This window comes from Spiroplasma endosymbiont of Nomada ruficornis (assembly GCF_964030795.1).
GTDB classification, from domain to species: domain Bacteria; phylum Bacillota_I; class Bacilli_A; order Mycoplasmatales; family VBWQ01; genus Spiroplasma_E; species Spiroplasma_E ixodetis_A.
Genome location: NZ_OZ034962.1, coordinates 1,235,327 through 1,260,865 on the forward strand (window position 1 = coordinate 1,235,327; position 25,539 = coordinate 1,260,865).

Genomic DNA, 25,539 nt, shown 5'->3' on the forward strand with positions numbered 1-25,539 from the left:
AACATTGGCCACTTTTTAATTAAAAAGCACTAGGCAATGAATTCACAAATGTGTTGCTTATTTTCATTAAATTAAGCCTGTATATTGTAGCATATTTTTTATATTTTAAACAAATTATTTTTAAACATAAAAATAGAATTGTATTTTAATAAACTATATTATAAAAATATTTTTTAGTTTTCTTAAAAAAATAATACCAATAAAAACACACAATATATTATAAAAATAAAAAGTAAATTACACATATAAAATATTCATTTATGATATAAAATACTAAAAACTTAATATTAAGTTTTTTTAAACTAATTACTTTAATTTTAAAAGTAAATAGTTTTTTTATATTTAAAAGTGAAGATGAAAGAAAAATGTTTAAATCTAAAACTCAAGAAAGACAACAACTTAAATATCATTTGCAAAATCAACAAAATAGATTAAAAGAAACTGTACTAGAAGAACAAACAATATGTGGAGTTACAGAATCATTTTTGAAACTTACTGAACAACAATTAAAAAAGCACAACTATGCTAATAGAAATGAGATAACTAATTTAGAAATAGATCAAAGATTAAGAAATAGATTTGCCATAGAAACAAAGACTAAAGGAACAACAAATGCTGGCATTTGTTCTAGTGATGTTTTATATGATAAAGAAATAAAAGCAAGTAAAAGTAAAATAGCACAAAATATAAGAACTGTTTATTATGCTCCAACTTCTACACATTCAATGTGAAGCCCTAAAAAACAAGTTAGACAATGAAATGAAGAAATGAAAAATAAAAGTAATCAAGATGCTGGAAGTTCTCATTGAGATAGAAAACAAAATAGTAATCATTTTAGTTTTCCATTTAAATAAAATTAAATATAACTATATAAAAAGAAGAGTGAAATTTCACTCTTCTTTGTTATATTTATTAATTTTAATAATTAAGATATAAATAAAGTCTCTTCAGTAGCAAATTGAATATCACCAATTGATATTTTTACTTTTATGGTATTTCCTTTAACAAAATTTCCTGTACCTTCTGCAGCTTCACTAACTTTAATTTTTAAAGCACCTTGTTTAATAAGGTCAGCAATACTTTTTACTGTTTTACCTTCAAGTTCAGTAGTTTTAAAATATTGTGTTAAATCTATACCAACTGGAAATTTTGATTTTGGTTCCCCAGCTACAAATCCAGGAATAGATTCAAAATTAGCATTTGATATTGTAGTTGGTAAAATTGATGTAACTAATCCTTGATCTGATTGACCCAAAATATCTAATGAGAAATTATCACCTAATGATTTATCATTTTTTTGAAAATTAAAAATTAGTGTTCCGCCAGTAACTACATAATCAGCATTACCTGCCTTCTTAGAAATTGCAGGTGAATATGATTGAACATTGATACTAATTTCATTTGTTTTTTTAACCTCAAATATTCTGTTTTCACCTTCACCGGTTTTTGCTTCAATTTTTAAAACATTAACGCTGAATTATACTTGTAAGTGCAAGTAAATAAAATTGCAAAAAATTCTCATATAAAAATTTCATAATGCTAAATTTAGTTTAGAAAAAAGTAAGGAGTTTTTATATGAGTTATAAACATCTTGGCATAGATGAAAGGATTTATATTGAGAATCAATTGAAATTTAAATTTAAAATTAGTGAAATAGCTAAAAATCTTAATCGAAGTATTAGTACTATTATTCGAGAAATTAATAGAAATAAAGATAATAATCATTATTTTTCATTAATTGCACAAAATAAAGCTGAAAATCGAAAACAATCACATATTAGTTTTCATAAGTTTAAAAATAAGAATTTAGTAAAATATGTACAACAAAAATTACTATTAGGTTGATCATCTGAACAAATTTATGGCAGAATTAAAAATTTTCATAAAGAGTGAGTTATTAGTTTTAAAACAATTTATACTTGAATTTATTTTGGAATGCTTGATAAAGTTACTAGTAAAAATTTAAGAAGAAAAGGTAAAAAACGAAAATCTAAAGAAAATCGTGGCAAGTTTAATGGTAAATCAATTAAAGAATGAGATATAAATGTTAATGATCGTATAACACTTGGTCATTGGGAAGGAGATACTATAGTATCATCACGAGGTAAAAGCAAATCATGTTTAATAACTTTAGTTGAAAGAGTATCACGATTTACTTTAGCAATATTAGTTAAAAACAGAACTACTAAAGTTATTAATAAAAATGTCAGTTATTATTTATCAATTCTTCCTAAAAACATTGTTAAAACTATTACTTTTGATCGTGGCAAAGAATTTTCAAATTGACAACAACTTGAAAAAAATTTAGATGTAAAAATTTATTTTGCCAATCCATATTCACCTTGACAAAGAGGTACTAATGAAAATACTAATGGTTTAATTAGAGAAAAATTTCCTAAAAAATTTATTTTTTCAAAAACTAATAAAAATGAAGTTCATAAATTTATATTGTCTTTAAATCAAAGACCGAGAAAAATATTAAATTATCTTTCACCAATCGAATATTTGGATAGAAAAATAATTTAGTTGCACTTACCTTTACAATTTAGCCATTAACTAAAAAATTCGCAGCATCATTTGACTTAGCTTTTTGCTCACCAGTATTACCTTTTAATAAAGCTGTCGAAGTAATTGCTAATTGTTCAGATTTTCATGATGCTAATTTACTAGTTGCATTAATATCAATACTCAATTTAACTAGTGAATTAGCATTTGTATTTATTAAGAACTTAATTAATGAGTTAGATTATACCAAAATATAATTTTTCTGAAATAAAAAATGAAATAAATAATAAAAGAACAAAAGAATTAAATCTAATTAATATAAATTTTAATTTTAAATAAAATACCCTTTCTTTAAACAAATCATAAATGTTTATTCAAAACAATTTATTTGTCTAAAGAAAGGGGTAAATAACTAATTTAAATATATTTTCAAAAATAAATTTAATTTTATAAATCAATTTTAATATCTTGACGATCGCTATCTGATGTAAGAAAGTAATCTTTTGAAACTAAATTTAATGTTGATGCTACAACATTACTTGGAAAGGTTTTAATTTTACTATTGAACACCTTAACATTAGCATTATAAAATCTTCTAGCAGCAGCAATATTATCTTCACAATCTTTGGCACCTGATTGTAATTGTAAAACAGTAGTATTTGCTTTTAAATCAGGATAATTTTCTAATAAAGCATTAAATTTTCCAAAAGCTGCATTAAGTCCACTATCTGCTTTTGAAAGATCACTCATTGTTTCCATTTTTCCACTTCGTAAAGATCCAACATCTGTTAATGTACTTTTTTCAAATTTCATATAACCTTTAGTAGCATCTACTAATTTTGTTAATAAATCAAAACGACGCTTTAATTGCACATCAATATCAGAAGCAGTTTCTTCAATTGATTGTTGTAATCTTAGAAAATTATTACGAGAAACAATAAATAAAATTATTGGAAATATTAAAACAAAAGATAAATAAACCATAATTTTTCCAAATAGTGACGGTTGGGCAGTAAATGATTCATTGCTTGGTTTAATTGTTGACATAATTTTCTCCTTTCTTATTAATATCTAATAACAAACTATGTTTAATAACTAGTCCATTCTTGGTAAGTTAAATATTATTTACACACTAAACCATAATAATTTTACTATATTTTTAAATTTAAGTAATGTATTTTTTTAAGTTTTTATTTAAACTTATAATATTTTTTTATTTAAATTTATACTAAAATAATTACCTTTGCCAATAATAATATGATCAACTAAGGTAATATTAAAAACCTGAAAATTTTTTTTAATTTCTTCGGTGATATATAAATCAGATAGTGAGGGTTCACTATTACCACTAGGATGATTATGAATACAAATTACTTTACTTGATTTATGCTAAATTGTAAAGGTAAGTGCAACTAAATTATTTTTCTATCCAAATATTCGATTGGTGAAAGATAATTTAATATTTTTCTCGGTCTTTGATTTAAAGACAATATAAATTTATGAACTTCATTTTTATTAGTTTTTGAAAAAATAAATTTTTTAGGAAATTTTTCTCTAATTAAACCATTAGTATTTTCATTAGTACCTCTTTGTCAAGGTGAATATGGATTGGCAAAATAAATTTTTACATCTAAATTTTTTTCAAGTTGTTGTCAATTTGAAAATTCTTTGCCACGATCAAAAGTAATAGTTTTAACAATGTTTTTAGGAAGAATTGATAAATAATAACTGACATTTTTATTAATAACTTTAGTAGTTCTGTTTTTAACTAATATTGCTAAAGTAAATCGTGATACTCTTTCAACTAAAGTTATTAAACATGATTTGCTTTTACCTCGTGATGATACTATAGTATCTCCTTCTCAATGACCAAGTGTTATACGATCATTAACATTTATATCTCGTTCTTTAATTGATTTACCATTAAACTTGCCACGATTTTCTTTAGATTTTCGTTTTTTACCTTTTCTTCTTAAATTTTTACTAGTAACTTTATCAAGCATTCCAAAATAAATTCAAGTATAAATTGTTTTAAAACTAATAACTCACTCTTTATGAAAATTTTTAATTCTGCCATAAATTTGTTCAGGTGATCAACCTAATAGTAATTTTTGTTGTACATATTTTACTAAATTCTTATTTTTAAACTTATGAAAACTAATATGTGATTGTTTTCGATTTTCAGCTTTATTTTGTGCAATTAATGAAAAATAATGATTATTATCTTTATTTCTATTAATTTCTAGAATAATAGTACTAATACTTCGATTAAGATTTTTAGCTATTTCACTAATTTTAAATTTAAATTTAAATTGATTCTCAATATAAATCCTTTCATCTATGCCAAGATGTTTATAACTCATATAAAAACTCCTTACTTTTTTCTAAACTAAATTTAGCATTATGAAATTTTTATATGAGAATTTTTTGCAATTTTATTTACTTGCACTTACAAGTATAATTCAGCATTAGATTGATTAATATCTTTGGCAAAAACTAATGGATGATGAGAAATTATTAAATCAATATTATTATTAATGGCCTCAGTTAAAACTTCATTAGTAACATCCAAACAAACTAAAATTTTATTAATATTGGTCTTTGTTTTTGATTTAATTTGTATTCCTGAAAAATCTCATTCACAAACATCTTTTAAAGGAAAATATGTTTCTAAAACATTAATTATATTATTGATAGTTAACATTTTAACTATTATCCTTTATAAAATTCTTTAATATGTTTAGATTTAGACGGATGTTTTAATTTTCTAATTGCCTTTGCTTCTATTTGTCTAATTCTTTCTCTTGTAACAATAAATTCTTTACCAACTTCTTCTAGAGTTTTTGGAGAATCGTACTTAGTAATATGACGATGAACAACCTTATCACTTAACAATTCTGTTTTATCTAAACTAGTATCATAGTGTAACTGTAAATTATTAACTACTGTTTTTAATTCAGTAATTTCTTTTTCATCTTCACAAAGTTCTAATAATCTTCTTAATTTTGTTGGTAAAATTCCAAAACGCATTCTAATAACTTTTTCTTCTCGTTTTGTTAATACTTCAGCAAAAACACGATCCAATTGTTCTCTTAATCAATGTCTTTCAGCATATTCATCGGGAGATAGCATATTTTTATCTTTAATAAAATCACCAAAATGTGTATCATCTTCTTCACCAATTGGTTTTTCTAAAGATACTGGTTCAATAGCAAGTTTTTTAATTTCACGAACACGATCGGCTGTCATGTTTTGTCCCATTTTATTGGCAATTTCCTCATGAGTAGGATCACGACCTAATTCTTGTGTTAAGTTTCTTTCAATTCTTGTTAACTTATTAATTCTTTCAACCATATGAACAGGTACACGAACCATTTTACCTTGATCAGCTAAACTTCGTGTAATTGATTGTCTAATTCATCAAGTAGCATAAGTTGAAAATTTAAAACCACGGCGATAATCAAATTTATCAACTGCTTTAATAAGACCAATATTACCTTCTTCAATTAAATCAGCAAAATCTAAACCACGATTTAAATGTTTTCTAGCAACAGAAACTACTAATTTTAAATTTGATTTAATTAATTGCTCACGACCATATGTTCTTTCCTCAACATCTTTTGATTCTAACATTTTAGCATATTTAATTTCCTCACCTTGACTCAATATTTTACTCGTTCCCAAAATATTAAAATAAGACTTAATTCCATCTTTTCTTCTTGTATCATTAGAGATCCCCATTGTATTTTTAAAACTCAAATCACTAACTAAAATATCAATATCTAAATCATCAGGTAATTGTTCATCATCAATATCGGTAAAATTAGCATCATCTTCAACTTCATCCATCAAAATATCAGTAAAGACTACTCCTTCTTTTTCTAACCGATCAAAAATTTCCTCAATCGTATCATCATCTAATTTTAAATGTGCAAACTCTTTAATGACATCTTCTTGTTTTAATTCTTTTGTTTGACTCTTTTCTAATTTTTTAATTAAATTACTTTCTACTTCCTCTAAAGTTAAAAGTTTTTTCAATTTCGTTTTTTGTTGTATAACAGCCATATTTTCACCTTATCCTTAATTTATCATCATACTTATTTTTTCTTTATTTTATTTTTTAATACTGATATTTCTTTTAATAACAATATTTGTTTTTCAATATTTTTTTCAGATTTCAATTTACCATTGATTATTTTTATTTCATAATCAATTAGTTGATTATTAATAATTTTTAAGTAATCATTAATAATTTGAGGTTTTAAATCAAACTTTTTATTTTTATACTTATCAAGAAGTTTTTCTAAAATATTTAAAAGTGAATTACCTTTAAGTTCTTCTAAAATTAAATCAAAATTAATTGCTTCTATTTGATTATTTTGATATTTTTGACTAATTAAAAAGTATAAATTCATAAAATCTTGATTTGGAAAAATAAATTTTTCTTTTTCTAAAATTAAATAAACATTTTTTGATAACATTACTAAAAAAATAAGTTGTTCTTGTGCTTCAAAAAAAATATTTTTTACTTCTATTTTAGATTTATTTTTGATACTAAAAGTTGTAGTTACTAAATTATTATCAATATTTAAAATTTGTATTAAGTCTTCAGTGGATAAATTAGTTATTTTTGCTAACATATTTAAGTAAAACTTTTTAGTAATAACATCATTGATTTTTGTTCAAATTGGAACTAATGATTTTAAAAATTCATTAAGTTCATAACTATCTTTTTTAATGTTATATTTAGTTAATGATAAATTAATTGCAAATTCAAAAGGATGAATGGTTTTTTTTATTATTTCATAAAATTTTTGAGGAAATTTATTTATTAATTCATCAGGATCAAATTTAGTATCATTATTGATAATTTGTACTTTAAAATTATTTGATAATAAAACACTAGCTATTTTTAAAGATGCTATTTTTCCTGGTAAATCACCATCTAAAAAAATAATAATATTAATAGTAATTTTTTTTAAGAGTAAAATATGTTCTTTTGTTAAATTTGTTCCCATTAAAGCAACAACATTTTTAATATTTTGATTATTTAGAGCAATAACATCCATAAAACCTTCAGTCAAATAAATAACTTCATTTTTTTTAATATAATTTTTAACATTATTAAAGTTATATAAAATTTTACTTTTCTTAAAAAAATCTGTTTCTGGACTATTAATATATTTATAACTTTTATCTTCTCTATTATAATTTCTTGCAGAAAAACCAACACAATCTCCATCTTCATCTTTAATAGCAAACATAATTCGATTTGAAAAGGTAGGAAGAAGTTGATCCTTATTATTAATTTTCATAAGTCCTAATTTTACAAATTCAATATTATCTTTATAACCTTGTGCATTAAGATAATCTATTAATTCATTATTAATAGGTGCATAACCAATATTAAAATATTTAATATTTTCAGTAGTAATATTACGATTTTGTAAATATTTCATTGCTTCTTGACCAATATCAGTTAGTAACTGATAACTAAAAAAATTCATTGTAATATTATTTAAAATTTTTAGTGGATTTTTTTTAGTTTCAACATTAAATTCAGATAAATTAATATCAAACTCTTTTAAATTTAAATTAACATTATCTGCTGCTTCTTTAAGAGCATTAATAAAATTAATATTTTTATATTTTTGTAAAAAAATAAAAACGTTTCCTTGTTCACCACAAGAAAAACATTTATAAATTTGTTTTTCTTGTGAAATTGATAATGAAGGAGTAGAGTCTTCGTGAAAAGGACAGATAGCTCAAAAATTATTGCCTTTACGGATCAAATTTAAATATTTACCCATAACTTCAACAATATTAATTTTTGCTTTAACTTCATTAATTTTTTTATTAAACTCGATATCCATATTTTTTCACACAATTCTAACAAATAATGTCTAATTTGTCATATAAATATTCTTTAAGTTGATCAACTTTAACTATCACTTGATTTGTAGTATCACGATCTCTAATTGTAACAGTACCTTTAGTTTTTGTGTCATAATCAATTGTTACACAATACATAGTACCAATACCATCTTGATAACGATAAGATTTACCAACACTTGATGATGCTTCATAAATTACTCTTAATTGTGTTTTATTTAACATTTCAAAAATGTCATATGCCTCTTTACCCAATTTTGTTTTATTTAAAGACATAACAGCTACTTGATAAGGGCAAATAATCTTATTTAATTTTAACACTAACCGTTCTTTATCGTCTTTTAAAACTTCTTTTGTAAATGCTTCACAAACTAAAGCTAATAAAAGCCTTTCAACACCAATTGAAGGTTCAATAACTGAAGGAATAACCATTCTTTTTACTGTAACATTAGGATCTTGAATTTCAAAATTTACACCAGAATTCTCACTATGTTTTGTTAAATCATAATTCCCACGATTAGCTATACCACATAATTCACTCATACCAAAAGGAAAATTATATTCAATATCAGTAGTTGCTAATGCATAATGTGCTAGTTGATTTTGTTCATGATTTTTAAATTTTATATTTTTTGAATTCAATAAACCTACTAGAGAGAGAAATTCTTTACATTGATCAACTCAATAATTAAATCAAGTGTTATCATTTTTATCCTTTGGAATAAAGAAAAATTCTAATTCCATTTGTTCAAATTCTCTAGTACGAAAAATAAAATTACCAGGAGTTATCTCATTTCTAAAACTTTTACCAATTTGACCAATACCAAATGGTACTTTTTTATTACAACTATTTCTTACATTATTAAAATTTATAAATATTCCTTGTGCAGTTTCAGGTCTTAAATAAATTTTATTTTTATCTTCTTTTAAAACACCTTGATATGTTTCAAACATTAATTGAAATTGTCTAACTTTAGTTCAATATTCATTATTGCATTTAATACATTTAATATGATTTTGATTAATATATGTTTCTAATTTTTCATTACTTCAATTATCACAATTAATACTAGGAAAATAATGATTAATTAAATTATCAACTCGAACTCGAGACTTACATTTTTTACAATCAATTAATGGATCACTAAAATTACTCAAATGCCCTGAAGCTTCTCAAACTTTAGATTTCATAATAATTGAACTATCTAACCCAACATTGTATGGATTTTTTTCGACAAAAAAAACTCATCAACTTTTCTTAATATTATTTTTAAGTGCTACACCAAGCGGACCATAATCTCAACTATTAGCAAGGCCTGAATAAATTTCTGATCCTTGAAAAATAAAACCATTTTCTTTTAAATGAGTAATTATTTCCTTCATTGACTTATCATTGATAATTTTATTAATCATTGCCCCTCCATTAATCATAAAAATTTTCTTAAATATCTTAAATAATACATAAAATCTCTAAAAAGAATAATCTTGTTAATAATATGTTCATAGATAGGTTTTGTCAACCTATTATAAGTTTTATATATGATTAAAAACGCTGAATTATACTTGTAAGTGCAAGTAAATAAAATTGCAAAAAATTCTCATATAAAAATTTCATAATGCTAAATTTAGTTTAGAAAAAAGTAAGGAGTTTTTATATGAGTTATAAACATCTTGGCATAGATGAAAGGATTTATATTGAGAATCAATTGAAATTTAAATTTAAAATTAGTGAAATAGCTAAAAATCTTAATCGAAGTATTAGTACTATTATTCGAGAAATTAATAGAAATAAAGATAATAATCATGATTTTTCATTAATTGCACAAAATAAAGCTGAAAATCGAAAACAATCACATATTAGTTTTCATAAGTTTAAAAATAAGAATTTAGTAAAATATGTACAACAAAAATTACTATTAGGTTGATCATCTGAACAAATTTATGGCAGAATTAAAAATTTTCATAAAGAGTGAGTTATTAGTTTTAAAACAATTTATACTTGAATTTATTTTGGAATGCTTGATAAAGTTACTAGTAAAAATTTAAGAAGAAAAGGTAAAAAACGAAAATCTAAAGAAAATCGTGGCAAGTTTAATGGTAAATCAATTAAAGAATGAGATATAAATGTTAATGATCGTATAACACTTGGTCATTGGGAAGGAGATACTATAGTATCATCACGAGGTAAAAGCAAATCATGTTTAATAACTTTAGTTGAAAGAGTATCACGATTTACTTTAGCAATATTAGTTAAAAACAGAACTACTAAAGTTATTAATAAAAATGTCAGTTATTATTTATCAATTCTTCCTAAAAACATTGTTAAAACTATTACTTTTGATCGTGGCAAAGAATTTTCAAATTGACAACAACTTGAAAAAAATTTAGATGTAAAAATTTATTTTGCCAATCCATATTCACCTTGACAAAGAGGTACTAATGAAAATACTAATGGTTTAATTAGAGAAAAATTTCCTAAAAAATTTATTTTTTCAAAAACTAATAAAAATGAAGTTCATAAATTTATATTGTCTTTAAATCAAAGACCGAGAAAAATATTAAATTATCTTTCACCAATCGAATATTTGGATAGAAAAATAATTTAGTTGCACTTACCTTTACAATTTAGCCATTAACTAAAAAATTCGCAGCATCATTTGACTTAGCTTTTTGCTCACCAGTATTACCTTTTAATAAAGCTGTCGAAGTAATTGCTAATTGTTCAGATTTTCATGATGCTAATTTACTAGTTGCATTAATATCAATACTCAATTTAACTAGTGAATTAGCATTTGTATTTATTAAGAACTTAATTAATGAGTTAGATTATACCAAAATATAATTTTTCTGAAATAAAAAATGAAATAAATAATAAAAGAACAAAAGAATTAAATCTAATTAATATAAATTTTAATTTTAAATAAAATACCCTTTCTTTAAACAAATCATAAATGTTTATTCAAAACAATTTATTTGTCTAAAGAAAGGGGTAAATAACTAATTTAAATATATTTTCAAAAATAAATTTAATTTTATAAATCAATTTTAATATCTTGACGATCGCTATCTGATGTAAGAAAGTAATCTTTTGAAACTAAATTTAATGTTGATGCTACAACATTACTTGGAAAGGTTTTAATTTTACTATTGAACACCTTAACATTAGCATTATAAAATCTTCTAGCAGCAGCAATATTATCTTCACAATCTTTGGCACCTGATTGTAATTGTAAAACAGTAGTATTTGCTTTTAAATCAGGATAATTTTCTAATAAAGCATTAAATTTTCCAAAAGCTGCATTAAGTCCACTATCTGCTTTTGAAAGATCACTCATTGTTTCCATTTTTCCACTTCGTAAAGATACAACATCTGTTAATGTACTTTTTTCAAATTTCATATAACCTTTAGTAGCATCTACTAATTTTGTTAATAAATCAAAACGACGCTTTAATTGCACATCAATATCAGAAGCAGTTTCTTCAATTGATTGTTGTAATCTTAGAAAATTATTACGAGAAACAATAAATAAAATTATTGGAAATATTAAAACAAAAGATAAATAAACCATAATTTTTCCAAATAGTGACGGTTGGGCAGTAAATGATTCATTGCTTGGTTTAATTGTTGACATAATTTTCTCCTTTCTTATTAATATCTAATAACAAACTATGTTTAATAACTAGTCCATTCTTGGTAAGTTAAATATTATTTACACACTAAACCATAATAATTTTACTATATTTTTAAATTTAAGTAATGTATTTTTTTAAGTTTTTATTTAAACTTATAATATTTTTTTATTTAAATTTATACTAAAATAATTACCTTTGCCAATAATAATATGATCAACTAAGGTAATATTAAAAACCTGAAAATTTTTTTTAATTTCTTCGGTGATATATAAATCAGATAGTGAGGGTTCACTATTACCACTAGGATGATTATGAATACAAATTACTTTACTTGATTTATGCTAAATTGTAAAGGTAAGTGCAACTAAATTATTTTTCTATCCAAATATTCGATTGGTGAAAGATAATTTAATATTTTTCTCGGTCTTTGATTTAAAGACAATATAAATTTATGAACTTCATTTTTATTAGTTTTTGAAAAAATAAATTTTTTAGGAAATTTTTCTCTAATTAAACCATTAGTATTTTCATTAGTACCTCTTTGTCAAGGTGAATATGGATTGGCAAAATAAATTTTTACATCTAAATTTTTTTCAAGTTGTTGTCAATTTGAAAATTCTTTGCCACGATCAAAAGTAATAGTTTTAACAATGTTTTTAGGAAGAATTGATAAATAATAACTGACATTTTTATTAATAACTTTAGTAGTTCTGTTTTTAACTAATATTGCTAAAGTAAATCTTGATACTCTTTCAACTAAAGTTATTAAACATGATTTGCTTTTACCTCGTGATGATACTATAGTATCTCCTTCTCAATGACCAAGTGTTATACGATCATTAACATTTATATCTCGTTCTTTAATTGATTTACCATTAAACTTGCCACGATTTTCTTTAGATTTTCGTTTTTTACCTTTTCTTCTTAAATTTTTACTAGTAACTTTATCAAGCATTCCAAAATAAATTCAAGTATAAATTGTTTTAAAACTAATAACTCACTCTTTATGAAAATTTTTAATTCTGCCATAAATTTGTTCAGGTGATCAACCTAATAGTAATTTTTGTTGTACATATTTTACTAAATTCTTATTTTTAAACTTATGAAAACTAATATGTGATTGTTTTCGATTTTCAGCTTTATTTTGTGCAATTAATGAAAAATAATGATTATTATCTTTATTTCTATTAATTTCTAGAATAATAGTACTAATACTTCGATTAAGATTTTTAGCTATTTCACTAATTTTAAATTTAAATTTAAATTGATTCTCAATATAAATCCTTTCATCTATGCCAAGATGTTTATAACTCATATAAAAACTCCTTACTTTTTTCTAAACTAAATTTAGCATTATGAAATTTTTATATGAGAATTTTTTGCAATTTTATTTACTTGCACTTACAAGTATAATTCAGCATTAGATTGATTAATATCTTTGGCAAAAACTAATGGATGATGAGAAATTATTAAATCAATATTATTATTAATGGCCTCAGTTAAAACTTCATTAGTAACATCCAAACAAACTAAAATTTTATTAATATTGGTCTTTGTTTTTGATTTAATTTGTATTCCTGAAAAATCTCATTCACAAACATCTTTTAAAGGAAAATATGTTTCTAAAACATTAATTATATTATTGATAGTTAACATTTTAACTATTATCCTTTATAAAATTCTTTAATATGTTTAGATTTAGACGGATGTTTTAATTTTCTAATTGCCTTTGCTTCTATTTGTCTAATTCTTTCTCTTGTAACAATAAATTCTTTACCAACTTCTTCTAGAGTTTTTGGAGAATCGTACTTAGTAATATGACGATGAACAACCTTATCACTTAACAATTCTGTTTTATCTAAACTAGTATCATAGTGTAACTGTAAATTATTAACTACTGTTTTTAATTCAGTAATTTCTTTTTCATCTTCACAAAGTTCTAATAATCTTCTTAATTTTGTTGGTAAAATTCCAAAACGCATTCTAATAACTTTTTCTTCTCGTTTTGTTAATACTTCAGCAAAAACACGATCCAATTGTTCTCTTAATCAATGTCTTTCAGCATATTCATCGGGAGATAGCATATTTTTATCTTTAATAAAATCACCAAAATGTGTATCATCTTCTTCACCAATTGGTTTTTCTAAAGATACTGGTTCAATAGCAAGTTTTTTAATTTCACGAACACGATCGGCTGTCATGTTTTGTCCCATTTTATTGGCAATTTCCTCATGAGTAGGATCACGACCTAATTCTTGTGTTAAGTTTCTTTCAATTCTTGTTAACTTATTAATTCTTTCAACCATATGAACAGGTACACGAACCATTTTACCTTGATCAGCTAAACTTCGTGTAATTGATTGTCTAATTCATCAAGTAGCATAAGTTGAAAATTTAAAACCACGGCGATAATCAAATTTATCAACTGCTTTAATAAGACCAATATTACCTTCTTCAATTAAATCAGCAAAATCTAAACCACGATTTAAATGTTTTCTAGCAACAGAAACTACTAATTTTAAATTTGATTTAATTAATTGCTCACGACCATATGTTCTTTCCTCAACATCTTTTGATTCTAACATTTTAGCATATTTAATTTCCTCACCTTGACTCAATATTTTACTCGTTCCCAAAATATTAAAATAAGACTTAATTCCATCTTTTCTTCTTGTATCATTAGAGATCCCCATTGTATTTTTAAAACTCAAATCACTAACTAAAATATCAATATCTAAATCATCAGGTAATTGTTCATCATCAATATCGGTAAAATTAGCATCATCTTCAACTTCATCCATCAAAATATCAGTAAAGACTACTCCTTCTTTTTCTAACCGATCAAAAATTTCCTCAATCGTATCATCATCTAATTTTAAATGTGCAAACTCTTTAATGACATCTTCTTGTTTTAATTCTTTTGTTTGACTCTTTTCTAATTTTTTAATTAAATTACTTTCTACTTCCTCTAAAGTTAAAAGTTTTTTCAATTTCGTTTTTTGTTGTATAACAGCCATATTTTCACCTTATCCTTAATTTATCATCATACTTATTTTTTCTTTATTTTATTTTTTAATACTGATATTTCTTTTAATAACAATATTTGTTTTTCAATATTTTTTTCAGATTTCAATTTACCATTGATTATTTTTATTTCATAATCAATTAGTTGATTATTAATAATTTTTAAGTAATCATTAATAATTTGAGGTTTTAAATCAAACTTTTTATTTTTATACTTATCAAGAAGTTTTTCTAAAATATTTAAAAGTGAATTACCTTTAAGTTCTTCTAAAATTAAATCAAAATTAATTGCTTCTATTTGATTATTTTGATATTTTTGACTAATTAAAAAGTATAAATTCATAAAATCTTGATTTGGAAAAATAAATTTTTCTTTTTCTAAAATTAAATAAACATTTTTTGATAACATTACTAAAAAAATAAGTTGTTCTTGTGCTTCAAAAAAAATATTTTTTACTTCTATTTTAGATTTATTTTTGATACTAAAAGTTGTAGTTACTAAATTATTATCAATATTTAAAATTTGTATTAAGTCTTCAGTGGATAAATTAGTTATTTTTGCTAACATATTTAAGTAAAACTTTTTAGTAATAACATCATTGATTTTTGTTCAAATTGGAACTAATGATTTTAAAAATTCATTAAGTTCATAACTATCTTTTTTAATGTTATATTTAGTTAATGATAAATTAATTGCAAATTCAAAAGGATGAATGGTTTTTTTTATTATTTCATAAAATTTTTGAGGAAATTTATTTATTAATTCATCAGGATCAAATTTAGTATCATTATTGATAATTTGTACTTTAAAATTATTTGATAATAAAACACTAGCTATTTTTAAAGATGCTATTTTTCCTGGTAAATCACCATCTAAAAAAATAATAATATTAATAGTAATTTTTTTTAAGAGTAAAATATGTTCTTTTGTTAAATTTGTTCCCATTAAAGCAACAACATTTTTAATATTTTGATTATTTAGAGCAATAACATCCATAAAACCTTCAGTCAAATAAATAACTTCATTTTTTTTAATATAATTTTTAACATTATTAAAGTTATATAAAATTTTACTTTTCTTAAAAAAATCTGTTTCTGGACTATTAATATATTTATAACTTTTATCTTCTCTATTATAATTTCTTGCAGAAAAACCAACACAATCTCCATCTTCATCTTTAATAGCAAACATAATTCGATTTGAAAAGGTAGGAAGAAGTTGATCCTTATTATTAATTTTCATAAGTCCTAATTTTACAAATTCAATATTATCTTTATAACCTTGTGCATTAAGATAATCTATTAATTCATTATTAATAGGTGCATAACCAATATTAAAATATTTAATATTTTCAGTAGTAATATTACGATTTTGTAAATATTTCATTGCTTCTTGACCAATATCAGTTAGTAACTGATAACTAAAAAAATTCATTGTAATATTATTTAAAATTTTTAGTGGATTTTTTTTAGTTTCAACATTAAATTCAGATAAATTAATATCAAACTCTTTTAAATTTAAATTAACATTATCTGCTGCTTCTTTAAGAGCATTAATAAAATTAATATTTTTATATTTTTGTAAAAAAATAAAAACGTTTCCTTGTTCACCACAAGAAAAACATTTATAAATTTGTTTTTCTTGTGAAATTGATAATGAAGGAGTAGAGTCTTCGTGAAAAGGACAGATAGCTCAAAAATTATTGCCTTTACGGATCAAATTTAAATATTTACCCATAACTTCAACAATATTAATTTTTGCTTTAACTTCATTAATTTTTTTATTAAACTCGATATCCATATTTTTTCACACAATTCTAACAAATAATGTCTAATTTGTCATATAAATATTCTTTAAGTTGATCAACTTTAACTATCACTTGATTTGTAGTATCACGATCTCTAATTGTAACAGTACCTTTAGTTTTTGTGTCATAATCAATTGTTACACAATACATAGTACCAATACCATCTTGATAACGATAAGATTTACCAACACTTGATGATGCTTCATAAATTACTCTTAATTGTGTTTTATTTAACATTTCAAAAATGTCATATGCCTCTTTACCCAATTTTGTTTTATTTAAAGACATAACAGCTACTTGATAAGGGCAAATAATCTTATTTAATTTTAACACTAACCGTTCTTTATCGTCTTTTAAAACTTCTTTTGTAAATGCTTCACAAACTAAAGCTAATAAAAGCCTTTCAACACCAATTGAAGGTTCAATAACTGAAGGAATAACCATTCTTTTTACTGTAACATTAGGATCTTGAATTTCAAAATTTACACCAGAATTCTCACTATGTTTTGTTAAATCATAATTCCCACGATTAGCTATACCACATAATTCACTCATACCAAAAGGAAAATTATATTCAATATCAGTAGTTGCTAATGCATAATGTGCTAGTTGATTTTGTTCATGATTTTTAAATTTTATATTTTTTGAATTCAATAAACCTACTAGAGAGAGAAATTCTTTACATTGATCAACTCAATAATTAAATCAAGTGTTATCATTTTTATCCTTTGGAATAAAGAAAAATTCTAATTCCATTTGTTCAAATTCTCTAGTACGAAAAATAAAATTACCAGGAGTTATCTCATTTCTAAAACTTTTACCAATTTGACCAATACCAAATGGTACTTTTTTATTACAACTATTTCTTACATTATTAAAATTTATAAATATTCCTTGTGCAGTTTCAGGTCTTAAATAAATTTTATTTTTATCTTCTTTTAAAACACCTTGATATGTTTCAAACATTAATTGAAATTGTCTAACTTTAGTTCAATATTCATTATTGCATTTAATACATTTAATATGATTTTGATTAATATATGTTTCTAATTTTTCATTACTTCAATTATCACAATTAATACTAGGAAAATAATGATTAATTAAATTATCAACTCGAACTCGAGACTTACATTTTTTACAATCAATTAATGGATCACTAAAATTACTCAAATGCCCTGAAGCTTCTCAAACTTTAGATTTCATAATAATTGAACTATCTAACCCAACATTGTATGGATTTTTTTCGACAAAAAAAACTCATCAACTTTTCTTAATATTATTTTTAAGTGCTACACCAAGCGGACCATAATCTCAACTATTAGCAAGGCCTGAATAAATTTCTGATCCTTGAAAAATAAAACCATTTTCTTTTAAATGAGTAATTATTTCCTTCATTGACTTATCATTGATAATTTTATTAATCATTGCCCCTCCATTAATCATAAAAATTTTCTTAAATATCTTAAATAATACATAAAATCTCTAAAAAGAATAATCTTGTTAATAATATGTTCATAGATAGGTTTTGTCAACCTATTATAAGTGTTATATATTATTAAAAACGCTGAATTATACTTGTAAGTGCAAGTAAATAAAATTGCAAAAAATTCTCATATAAAAATTTCATAATGCTAAATTTAGTTTAGAAAAAAGTAAGGAGTTTTTATATGAGTTATAAACATCTTGGCATAGATGAAAGGATTTATATTGAGAATCAATTGAAATTTAAATTTAAAATTAGTGAAATAGCTAAAAATCTTAATCGAAGTATTAGTACTATTATTCGAGAAATTAATAGAAATAAAGATAATAATCATTATTTTTCATTAATTGCACAAAATAAAGCTGAAAATCGAAAACAATCACATATTAGTTTTCATAAGTTTAAAAATAAGAATTTAGTAAAATATGTACAACAAAAATTACTATTAGGTTGATCACCTGAACAAATTTATGGCAGAATTAAAAATTTTCATAAAGAGTGAGTTATTAGTTTTAAAACAATTTATACTTGAATTTATTTTGGAATGCTTGATAAAGTTACTAGTAAAAATGTAAGAAGAAAAGGTAAAAAACGAAAATCTAAAGAAAATCGTGGCAAGTTTAATGGTAAATCAATTAAAGAACGAGATATAAATGTTAATGATCGTATAACACTTGGTCATTGAGAAGGAGATACTATAGTATCATCACGAGGTAAAAGCAAATCATGTTTAATAACTTTAGTTGAAAGAGTATCACGATTGACTTTAGCAATATTAGTTAAAAACAGAACTACTAAAGTTATTAATAAAAATGTCAGTTATTATTTATCAATTCTTCCTAAAAACATTGTTAAAACTATTACTTTTGATCGTGGCAAAGAATTTTCAAATTGACAACAACTTGAAAAAAATTTAGATGTAAAAATTTATTTTGCCAATCCATATTCACCTTGACAAAGAGGTACTAATGAAAATACTAATGGTTTAATTAGAAAAAAATTTCCTAAAAAATTTATTTTTTCAAAAACTAATAAAAATGAAGTTCATAAATTTATATTGTCTTTAAATCAAAGACCGAGAAAAATATTAAATTATCTTTCACCAATCGAATATTTGGATAGAAAAATAATTTAGTTGCACTTACCTTTACAATTTAGCATTTGACTTATAGAAAATAAATAAATATAATTATTTTTATAAAATTTATAGAATTTTTTGACTGATACTTTAATTTTTAAAGTAAACAAGGTTTAACTCAAATAATGTGAAATATAAAAATATAATGGATAATCAAAAATAAAAAACTACTAATTATTTTTCTTTTATAGTAAGTTCTAGTAAGCATGTGATATCGTTTATCGATTTTAGTTACTAGAATTATTGATATGTAGTTAAAATAAGAAATAATAAAAATAACTATTTTAAAAAAAGAATGAAGAGGACAATATAATGAAAAAAATATATGATAATTATCAAGATACTAACTTTAATTATAAAAATATAATATCAACAAAAAATGTAAAACAAACACAGAATGACAATGGTAATTTGTATTATACAACTTTTGATAGTTCTGATCTTCATATACCTGGACAAAAAATTTGAAAATATAATATAAGTACCAGAGATAATGAAATTTATTGAGAAAATAAAGAATTCAAAGTAGGTTCTTTTCACATGATAATTGATATTAAAGGTAATATTTATTTAACTTCTGCTGGTGGAGTAATAATTCTTAATAATAAAAATAAATTTAAAACTATGCCATTAGTTTCAGGTATGGTAACTGATATTACTTATTTAAAAAATAATATTTATGTAACAACTTTTGATGGTTTTTATAAATATAATATTAATACTGAAATTGCTGAAAAAATAAATTTACCAAACAATCTAATGGTTAATTCTATATTTATTGATAAAAACGAAAACATTTATCTTGCTATTTATAAATCTATAAATAAACCTATAAGTTATAGTGTGTTAATTATAAAAAAAGGTCAATCTGAAGCCAAACCAATAATTGGAGATGATTTTTTAACATTAACGATACAGTATTAATAACAGAAATAAATAGTAAAATATATTTTTATAGTTTAAATTTAGCAAGTAAAAAAGCAAAATTATATTATAGTGATTTAGATAGTAATAAAGTAAATTATGTATTAGATTTATCAATTAATGTTCAAACATTATTTAATTTAAATAATGAACTTGGTTTAGTAACACATGAAAATGGAAATACAGTAATTGAAGTTTTAAATATTTATAGTATAGAAAAAAAATATGAAATAAAAAATAGTGTTTATGAGCAAATAATGCAAATACAGAAATTTAATATTTTATCTCTTTTAAATGAAAATAAAATTGATTATTTAAGTTGATAATCTTCTTGTTAACTTAAAAAACAATAAAAAACAATTTAAAAATGCATATTTAAGATGTATTTTATTGTTATTTTAAAAATTAAAGCTTAAAGCAATTATTAAATAATTGCTTTAATTTTAGTAGCAATAATATCAATAGCTACAGTATTATGAAAATCAAAAGGAATAATAATATCAGCATAACGTTTAGTTGGTTCAACAAAAGCATCATGCATAGGTTTAACAGTTAATGCATATTGTTGTAAAACACTGTCAAGAGTACGATTTCTAAAACTAACATCTCGTTTAATTCTTCTTAGTAGTCTAGTATCACTATCAGTATCAACAAAAATTTTGATAGTAGATAATTCACGAATAATAGGATTTTCTAAAGCAAAAATACCATCCAGAATGATAACATCACCCGGACCAATAATCTCAGTGTTTTTACTGCGACTATTGATTTTAAAATCATAAATAGGCTCTTCAATAGCATTGCCAAGTAATAATTGTTCTAAATCATGAATTAATAATTTCATATCAATAGCATTAGGATGATCAAAATTAGTTTTTTTTCTTTCTTCAACTTTTAAGTTACTAAGGTCATGATAATAATTATCCATTTGTACAAAAATGACATTTTTTTTATTACAAGCTTCAGCATTTTTTTCTGCTACTGTTGTTTTTCCTGAAGCACTGCCGCCAGCGATAGCGATTAAATTAATTTTTTTATATTTCACATTTATCTCCTAAAATTTAAGATTGAGTTATTTTATCAAAGTATGATTGTAAAATAATAGCAGCAGCCAATTGATCTTTAACTTGTTTTCTTTTATTTGAAGAAACATTAGATTTAATTAATATTTGCTGCGAAGAATAGGTAGTTCTTCTTTCATCTTGTAAAACAATATTTAGTTTATCATTATTTTGTGTTAATTTAAATTTATCAATAAAATTTAAAACAATTTTTGCGCTGGGGCCGACTGTGCTATCCATGTTTAAAGGGTAACCAAAAACAAGAATATCAGCATCATATTCTTTAATAGCATTTTGGAGTTGGATAATAGCATTATTAAAATCATGCTCTGGGAAACGAATAGTTTTTCAAGAAAAAGCAATTTTTCCTTCACCACGAGCAAGCCCTAATGTTTTACTACCTAAATCAATGCCTAAATATTTCATAAATTTATTATACTTAATATTTTTTTTAATTTTAATAATATATTAATTTTATAAGCTGAATTATACTTGTAAGTGCAAGTAAATAAAATTGCAAAAAATTCTCATATAAAAATTTCATAATGCTAAATTTAGTTTAGAAAAAATTAAGGAGTTTTTATATGAGTTATAAACATCTTGGCATAGATGAAAGGATTTATATTGAGAATCAATTGAAATTTAAATTTAAAATTAGTGAAATAGCTAAAAATCTTAATCGAAGTATTAGTACTATTATTCGAGAAATTAATAGAAATAAAGATAATAATCATGATTTTTCATTAATTGCACAAAATAAAGCTGAAAATCGAAAACAATCACATATTAGTTTTCATAAGTTTAAAAATAAGAATTTAGTAAAATATGTACAACAAAAATTACTATTAGGTTGATCACCTGAACAAATTTATGGCAGAATTAAAAATTTTCATAAAGAGTGAGTTATTAGTTTTAAAACAATTTATACTTGAATTTATTTTGGAATGCTTGATAAAGTTACTAGTAAAAATTTAAGAAGAAAAGGTAAAAAACGAAAATCTAAAGAAAATCGTGGCAAGTTTAATGGTAAATCAATTAAAGAACGAGATATAAATGTTAATGATCGTATAACACTTGGTCATTGAGAAGGAGATACTATAGTATCATCACGAGGTAAAAGCAAATAATGTTTAATAACTTTAGTTGAAAGAGTATCACGATTGACTTTAGCAATATTAGTTAAAAACAGAACTACTAAAGTTATTAATAAAAATGTCAGTTATTATTTATCAATTCTTCCTAAAAACATTGTTAAAACTATTACTTTTGATCGTGGCAAAGAATTTTCAAATTGACAACAACTTGAAAAAAATTTAGATGTAAAAATTTATTTTGCCAATCCATATTCACCTTGACAAAGAGGTACTAATGAAAATACTAATGGTTTAATTAGAAAAAAATTTCCTAAAAAATTTATTTTTTCAAAAACTAATAAAAATGAAGTTCATAAATTTATATTGTCTTTAAATCAAAGACCGAGAAAAATATTAAATTATCTTTCACCAATCGAATATTTGGATAGAAAAATAATTTAGTTGCACTTACCTTTACAATTTAGCATATTAATTTATTATTAATAACAGTAGTTATATATTTTAAAAAGGATCATATTACAAGATCCTCAAAAGCAGTAGTATTAATTTTTTTGAATTAGTTTTACTATAACAATTTATAAGTATTTTAAAATCATATCCAAAAAATTACTGTTTATAAGTAAAGTTTTTAGTTGTGTTATTAATTTTTTTCCAATACCTTCTTAGATATATAATAAGAAGTAACTAAATTCTAAAGTTTTTAAAATAAAATACAATAAAAATTATTTTTAATTAACTTTATTTTTATTTTTATGAATAATAATCAAATTAATAGTGTTTATTTTATAAATAAAAATAAACACTATTAAATGTTTTAATATTTTTTTAATTCTTTGATTATTTTTGATTTTAGTAAAATTATGATAAGATATTTTTATATTTATATTAGTTTTTTGCTTTTAAAGTTTTTTTTATTAATAAAATAAATAAAAGGGTTTTGGTCTTTAAAAAAAACTGGTGTAAATAAAAACAATTATTTAGAAAATCAATATCAAAATAATTAGAGATAAATTGTTTTTTAACTTTTTACTAGCAAATAATGAAATATTCATATTTAAAAATAAATAAATAAATGCAGTATTAGTTGGATTGTTAATCTTAAGGAATTAAAAAAATTAACGTATAATTAAACTATCAATAATTATAATATAATATTATTTAAGGTTTCTTAAATTATTTTTTATTTTTAGGAGGAACTATGAAAATTGCTTTTGATGTAATGGGTTCAGACCATGGTAGTTTGCCCGCTATTGCTGCAGCGTTAGAAGTTATTAAAGAATTCAAAAACGTTGAAATTTGTTTAGTTGGTGATGAAAAACAAATTAATGGAAACTTGCAGATTTTATTAAAAAATAAGCCATTATCATCAAGAATAACAATACTAGCAACAACCCAAGTAATAACTATGAATGATGGTCCACTCGCTGGTATTAGAATGACTGATTCTTCTATGAATCAAGCTATTCAGTTAGTTAAAAATAAAAAAGCAGATGGGATTCTAACTTCGGGTTCAACTGCTGCCTATCTTGGTGCTTGTCATTTTTTATTAGGCGAAATCAAAGGCATTAAACGTCCGGCATTCATGCCAATTATGCCTACTTTAATAAAAGATCGACAAGTAGTATTATTGGATGTTGGAGCAAATATTGAAAACACTGTTGATGAATTAATTAATTTTGCATTAATGGGTCATATTTATTGTCAAACTATTCAAAATATTTCACGTCCTAAAATTGGTTTACTAAATATTGGTATTGAAGAAAGCAAAGGTCCAGAAGTAACTAAAGCAACATATGCTAAACTAAAACAATTAACACAAAAAAATGAAAAGTTAAGTTTTTTAAATTTTCACGGTAATATTGAACCACGAAATGTTTTAAGTGGTGATGTTGATATTATTATTTGTGATGGTTATTCAGGTAATATTGTTTTAAAATCAGTTGAAGGCATGGCATCATTATTATTTACATTAATTAAAAATGGTTATAAAAAAAATTTATGAACTAAATTTTTAGGTTTAATGTCAATTGGTATTTTTAAAAATATTAAAAAGACTTTTGATTATAAGAATACAGGTGGTGCTCAATTAATAGGTATTAATGGCATTGCTTTTAAAGCACATGGATCTAGTGATAAAAAATCTTATTATAGTACTTTAAAACTTTTAATTCGTGCTATTGAGCAAGATGTTACTAATAAAATAGCTAAACAAATTCAAGAATTATAATTTATAAATAAGTATTAAGGAGAAAAATATGATTAATATTGAACATATTTTAAAATCGAGTATTTTAGAAAAAATTAAATCTAATCGTAATTATCGTGAAGCGTTTACTCATCGTTCTTTTTCAAACGAACATAATTTAGATTATTCATATGAGCGATTAGAATTTTTGGGTGATTCGATTTTAGGGGAAAATATTTCAACTTACATTTGACACTTATTTCCAAATAAAGATGAGGGACAATTAACAAGTTTACGTAGTAAAGCAGTTAGACAAGAAACATTGGCAGCAGTGGCAATTGCTTTAGGATTACAAGATTATTTATTTTTGGGAAATGGTGAAAAAAATACAGGTGGGCAACAACGAGAAAGCATTTTATCAGATGTTTTTGAATCATTTCTTGCTGCAGTATATCTTGATTTAGGAAATAGTGCAGTGAAAAAAATCTTAGACTTAACCTTATTTGAATTGATTAAAACTAATCAGTTAGAAACAATTATTGATTATAAAACTAAATTACAAGAATTAGTACAGGCAGAAAAAAGAGATCCTATTAATTATAAAACTATGGAACAAATTAAAAAAGATAATATTACTTATTTTATTGTTCATGTGTATTTAGATAATAAAATACTAATGGGGAAAGGAGTAGGAACAAATAAAAAGAAAGCTGAGCAAGAAGCAGCAAAGTCAGCTTTAGCAAAACTGTCAAAATCTAATTTATTAATAAGTGATCATAAGAAGGGATAAAC

At 23.0% G+C, this 25,539-nt stretch carries 26 protein-coding genes and 2 pseudogenes; 9 read left to right on the plus strand and 19 right to left on the minus strand.

Features of this window, described 5'->3' with window-relative positions:
* Nucleotides 1-365 precede the first annotated feature (365 nt).
* Nucleotides 366-854 (plus strand): hypothetical protein, encoded by a 489-nt coding sequence (locus AAHM79_RS07510; RefSeq protein ID WP_342257523.1) that lies wholly within the window; start codon nt 366-368, stop codon nt 852-854.
* Between the two features lie 71 nt (nt 855-925).
* On the opposite strand, the gene AAHM79_RS07515 is transcribed toward AAHM79_RS07510, so the two are convergent.
* Entirely contained in the window at nt 926-1,255 is a 330-nt protein-coding gene (locus AAHM79_RS07515) for a hypothetical protein (RefSeq protein ID WP_342257524.1), read from the minus strand.
* A gap of 320 nt (nt 1,256-1,575) precedes the next feature.
* On the opposite strand from AAHM79_RS07515, the gene AAHM79_RS07520 reads away from it, so the two are divergent.
* On the plus strand, nt 1,576-2,526 hold the full coding sequence (locus tag AAHM79_RS07520) for an IS30 family transposase (protein WP_342257525.1): 951 nt from the start codon (nt 1,576-1,578) through the stop codon (nt 2,524-2,526).
* Nucleotides 2,527-2,545: 19 nt separating this feature from the next.
* Here the strand turns inward: AAHM79_RS07520 and AAHM79_RS07525 are convergent, their stop codons facing one another.
* The 8 genes and pseudogenes from AAHM79_RS07525 to AAHM79_RS07555 form a co-directional block, all read right to left on the minus strand.
* Nucleotides 2,546-2,692 (minus strand): hypothetical protein, encoded by a 147-nt coding sequence (locus tag AAHM79_RS07525; protein ID WP_342257526.1) that lies wholly within the window; start codon nt 2,690-2,692, stop codon nt 2,546-2,548.
* A 260-nt stretch (nt 2,693-2,952) separates the two neighbouring features.
* Entirely contained in the window at nt 2,953-3,552 is a 600-nt protein-coding gene (locus AAHM79_RS07530) for a LemA family protein (RefSeq protein ID WP_342257527.1), read from the minus strand.
* A 153-nt stretch (nt 3,553-3,705) separates the two neighbouring features.
* A pseudogene (locus tag AAHM79_RS09675) lies at nt 3,706-3,882 on the minus strand (JAB domain-containing protein); the annotation flags it as partial.
* 35 nt (nt 3,883-3,917) lie between these two features.
* On the minus strand, nt 3,918-4,868 hold the full coding sequence (locus AAHM79_RS07535) for an IS30 family transposase (protein ID WP_342257528.1): 951 nt from the start codon (nt 4,866-4,868) through the stop codon (nt 3,918-3,920).
* An 86-nt stretch (nt 4,869-4,954) separates the two neighbouring features.
* A complete protein-coding gene (locus AAHM79_RS07540) occupies nt 4,955-5,209 on the minus strand; it encodes a Nif3-like dinuclear metal center hexameric protein (protein WP_342257529.1) in 255 nt (84 codons plus the stop codon).
* A gap of 8 nt (nt 5,210-5,217) precedes the next feature.
* Nucleotides 5,218-6,570: a sigma-70 family RNA polymerase sigma factor gene (locus AAHM79_RS07545; protein ID WP_342257530.1), complete on the minus strand. Its 1,353-nt coding sequence runs from the start codon at nt 6,568-6,570 to the stop codon at nt 5,218-5,220.
* Nucleotides 6,571-6,602: 32 nt separating this feature from the next.
* A complete protein-coding gene (gene dnaG / locus AAHM79_RS07550; protein ID WP_342257531.1) occupies nt 6,603-8,378 on the minus strand; it encodes a DNA primase in 1,776 nt (591 codons plus the stop codon).
* A 16-nt stretch (nt 8,379-8,394) separates the two neighbouring features.
* Nucleotides 8,395-9,810, minus strand: coding sequence for a glycine--tRNA ligase (locus tag AAHM79_RS07555; protein ID WP_342257532.1), 1,416 nt, complete (start codon nt 9,808-9,810; stop codon nt 8,395-8,397).
* Nucleotides 9,811-10,052: 242 nt separating this feature from the next.
* Between AAHM79_RS07555 and AAHM79_RS07560 the strand changes: the two genes are divergently transcribed.
* Nucleotides 10,053-11,003: an IS30 family transposase gene (locus tag AAHM79_RS07560; RefSeq protein ID WP_342257533.1), complete on the plus strand. Its 951-nt coding sequence runs from the start codon at nt 10,053-10,055 to the stop codon at nt 11,001-11,003.
* 19 nt (nt 11,004-11,022) lie between these two features.
* Here AAHM79_RS07560 and AAHM79_RS07565 read toward each other — a convergent pair whose 3' ends face one another.
* The 8 genes and pseudogenes from AAHM79_RS07565 to AAHM79_RS07595 form a co-directional block, all read right to left on the minus strand.
* Nucleotides 11,023-11,169 carry a hypothetical protein gene (locus tag AAHM79_RS07565; RefSeq protein WP_342257526.1) on the minus strand — a complete coding sequence of 49 codons (147 nt, stop codon included), beginning with the start codon at nt 11,167-11,169 and terminating at the stop codon, nt 11,023-11,025.
* A 260-nt stretch (nt 11,170-11,429) separates the two neighbouring features.
* Nucleotides 11,430-12,029: a LemA family protein gene (locus AAHM79_RS07570; RefSeq protein ID WP_342257534.1), complete on the minus strand. Its 600-nt coding sequence runs from the start codon at nt 12,027-12,029 to the stop codon at nt 11,430-11,432.
* A gap of 153 nt (nt 12,030-12,182) precedes the next feature.
* A pseudogene (locus tag AAHM79_RS09680) lies at nt 12,183-12,359 on the minus strand (JAB domain-containing protein); the annotation flags it as partial.
* Nucleotides 12,360-12,394: 35 nt separating this feature from the next.
* Nucleotides 12,395-13,345, minus strand: coding sequence for an IS30 family transposase (locus AAHM79_RS07575; RefSeq protein WP_342257528.1), 951 nt, complete (start codon nt 13,343-13,345; stop codon nt 12,395-12,397).
* 86 nt (nt 13,346-13,431) lie between these two features.
* Nucleotides 13,432-13,686: a Nif3-like dinuclear metal center hexameric protein gene (locus AAHM79_RS07580; protein WP_342257529.1), complete on the minus strand. Its 255-nt coding sequence runs from the start codon at nt 13,684-13,686 to the stop codon at nt 13,432-13,434.
* Between the two features lie 8 nt (nt 13,687-13,694).
* The gene (locus AAHM79_RS07585; protein ID WP_342257530.1) at nt 13,695-15,047 is read right to left on the minus strand and encodes a sigma-70 family RNA polymerase sigma factor; all 1,353 of its coding nucleotides are present in this window, start codon (nt 15,045-15,047) and stop codon (nt 13,695-13,697) included.
* A gap of 32 nt (nt 15,048-15,079) precedes the next feature.
* Nucleotides 15,080-16,855 (minus strand): DNA primase, encoded by a 1,776-nt coding sequence (dnaG, locus tag AAHM79_RS07590; RefSeq protein WP_342257531.1) that lies wholly within the window; start codon nt 16,853-16,855, stop codon nt 15,080-15,082.
* A 16-nt stretch (nt 16,856-16,871) separates the two neighbouring features.
* Nucleotides 16,872-18,287, minus strand: a complete 1,416-nt coding sequence (locus AAHM79_RS07595) for a glycine--tRNA ligase (protein WP_342257532.1) — start codon at nt 18,285-18,287, stop codon at nt 16,872-16,874.
* Between the two features lie 242 nt (nt 18,288-18,529).
* On the opposite strand from AAHM79_RS07595, the gene AAHM79_RS07600 reads away from it, so the two are divergent.
* Together AAHM79_RS07600 and AAHM79_RS07605 are read left to right on the plus strand one after the other, a co-directional pair.
* The gene (locus AAHM79_RS07600; RefSeq protein ID WP_342257535.1) at nt 18,530-19,480 is read left to right on the plus strand and encodes an IS30 family transposase; all 951 of its coding nucleotides are present in this window, start codon (nt 18,530-18,532) and stop codon (nt 19,478-19,480) included.
* 315 nt (nt 19,481-19,795) lie between these two features.
* Entirely contained in the window at nt 19,796-20,407 is a 612-nt protein-coding gene (locus tag AAHM79_RS07605) for a hypothetical protein (protein WP_342257536.1), read from the plus strand.
* A 424-nt stretch (nt 20,408-20,831) separates the two neighbouring features.
* Here AAHM79_RS07605 and udk read toward each other — a convergent pair whose 3' ends face one another.
* Together udk and ruvX are read right to left on the minus strand one after the other, a co-directional pair.
* Nucleotides 20,832-21,452, minus strand: coding sequence for a uridine kinase (udk, locus tag AAHM79_RS07610; RefSeq protein ID WP_342257537.1), 621 nt, complete (start codon nt 21,450-21,452; stop codon nt 20,832-20,834).
* 16 nt (nt 21,453-21,468) lie between these two features.
* Nucleotides 21,469-21,894, minus strand: coding sequence for a Holliday junction resolvase RuvX (gene ruvX, locus AAHM79_RS07615; protein ID WP_174481257.1), 426 nt, complete (start codon nt 21,892-21,894; stop codon nt 21,469-21,471).
* Between the two features lie 158 nt (nt 21,895-22,052).
* Here ruvX and AAHM79_RS07620 point away from each other — a divergent pair, with 158 nt between their 5' ends.
* The 4 genes from AAHM79_RS07620 (at nt 22,053) to rnc (ending at nt 25,537) form a co-directional block, all read left to right on the plus strand.
* Nucleotides 22,053-22,595 (plus strand): IS30 family transposase, encoded by a 543-nt coding sequence (locus tag AAHM79_RS07620; RefSeq protein WP_342257538.1) that lies wholly within the window; start codon nt 22,053-22,055, stop codon nt 22,593-22,595.
* A gap of 12 nt (nt 22,596-22,607) precedes the next feature.
* On the plus strand, nt 22,608-23,003 hold the full coding sequence (locus AAHM79_RS07625; protein WP_342258248.1) for an IS30 family transposase: 396 nt from the start codon (nt 22,608-22,610) through the stop codon (nt 23,001-23,003).
* 757 nt (nt 23,004-23,760) lie between these two features.
* Nucleotides 23,761-24,789, plus strand: coding sequence for a phosphate acyltransferase PlsX (gene plsX / locus AAHM79_RS07630; protein WP_174481261.1), 1,029 nt, complete (start codon nt 23,761-23,763; stop codon nt 24,787-24,789).
* A gap of 28 nt (nt 24,790-24,817) precedes the next feature.
* Nucleotides 24,818-25,537, plus strand: coding sequence for a ribonuclease III (rnc, locus tag AAHM79_RS07635; RefSeq protein WP_174481262.1), 720 nt, complete (start codon nt 24,818-24,820; stop codon nt 25,535-25,537).
* Nucleotides 25,538-25,539 lie beyond the last annotated feature (2 nt).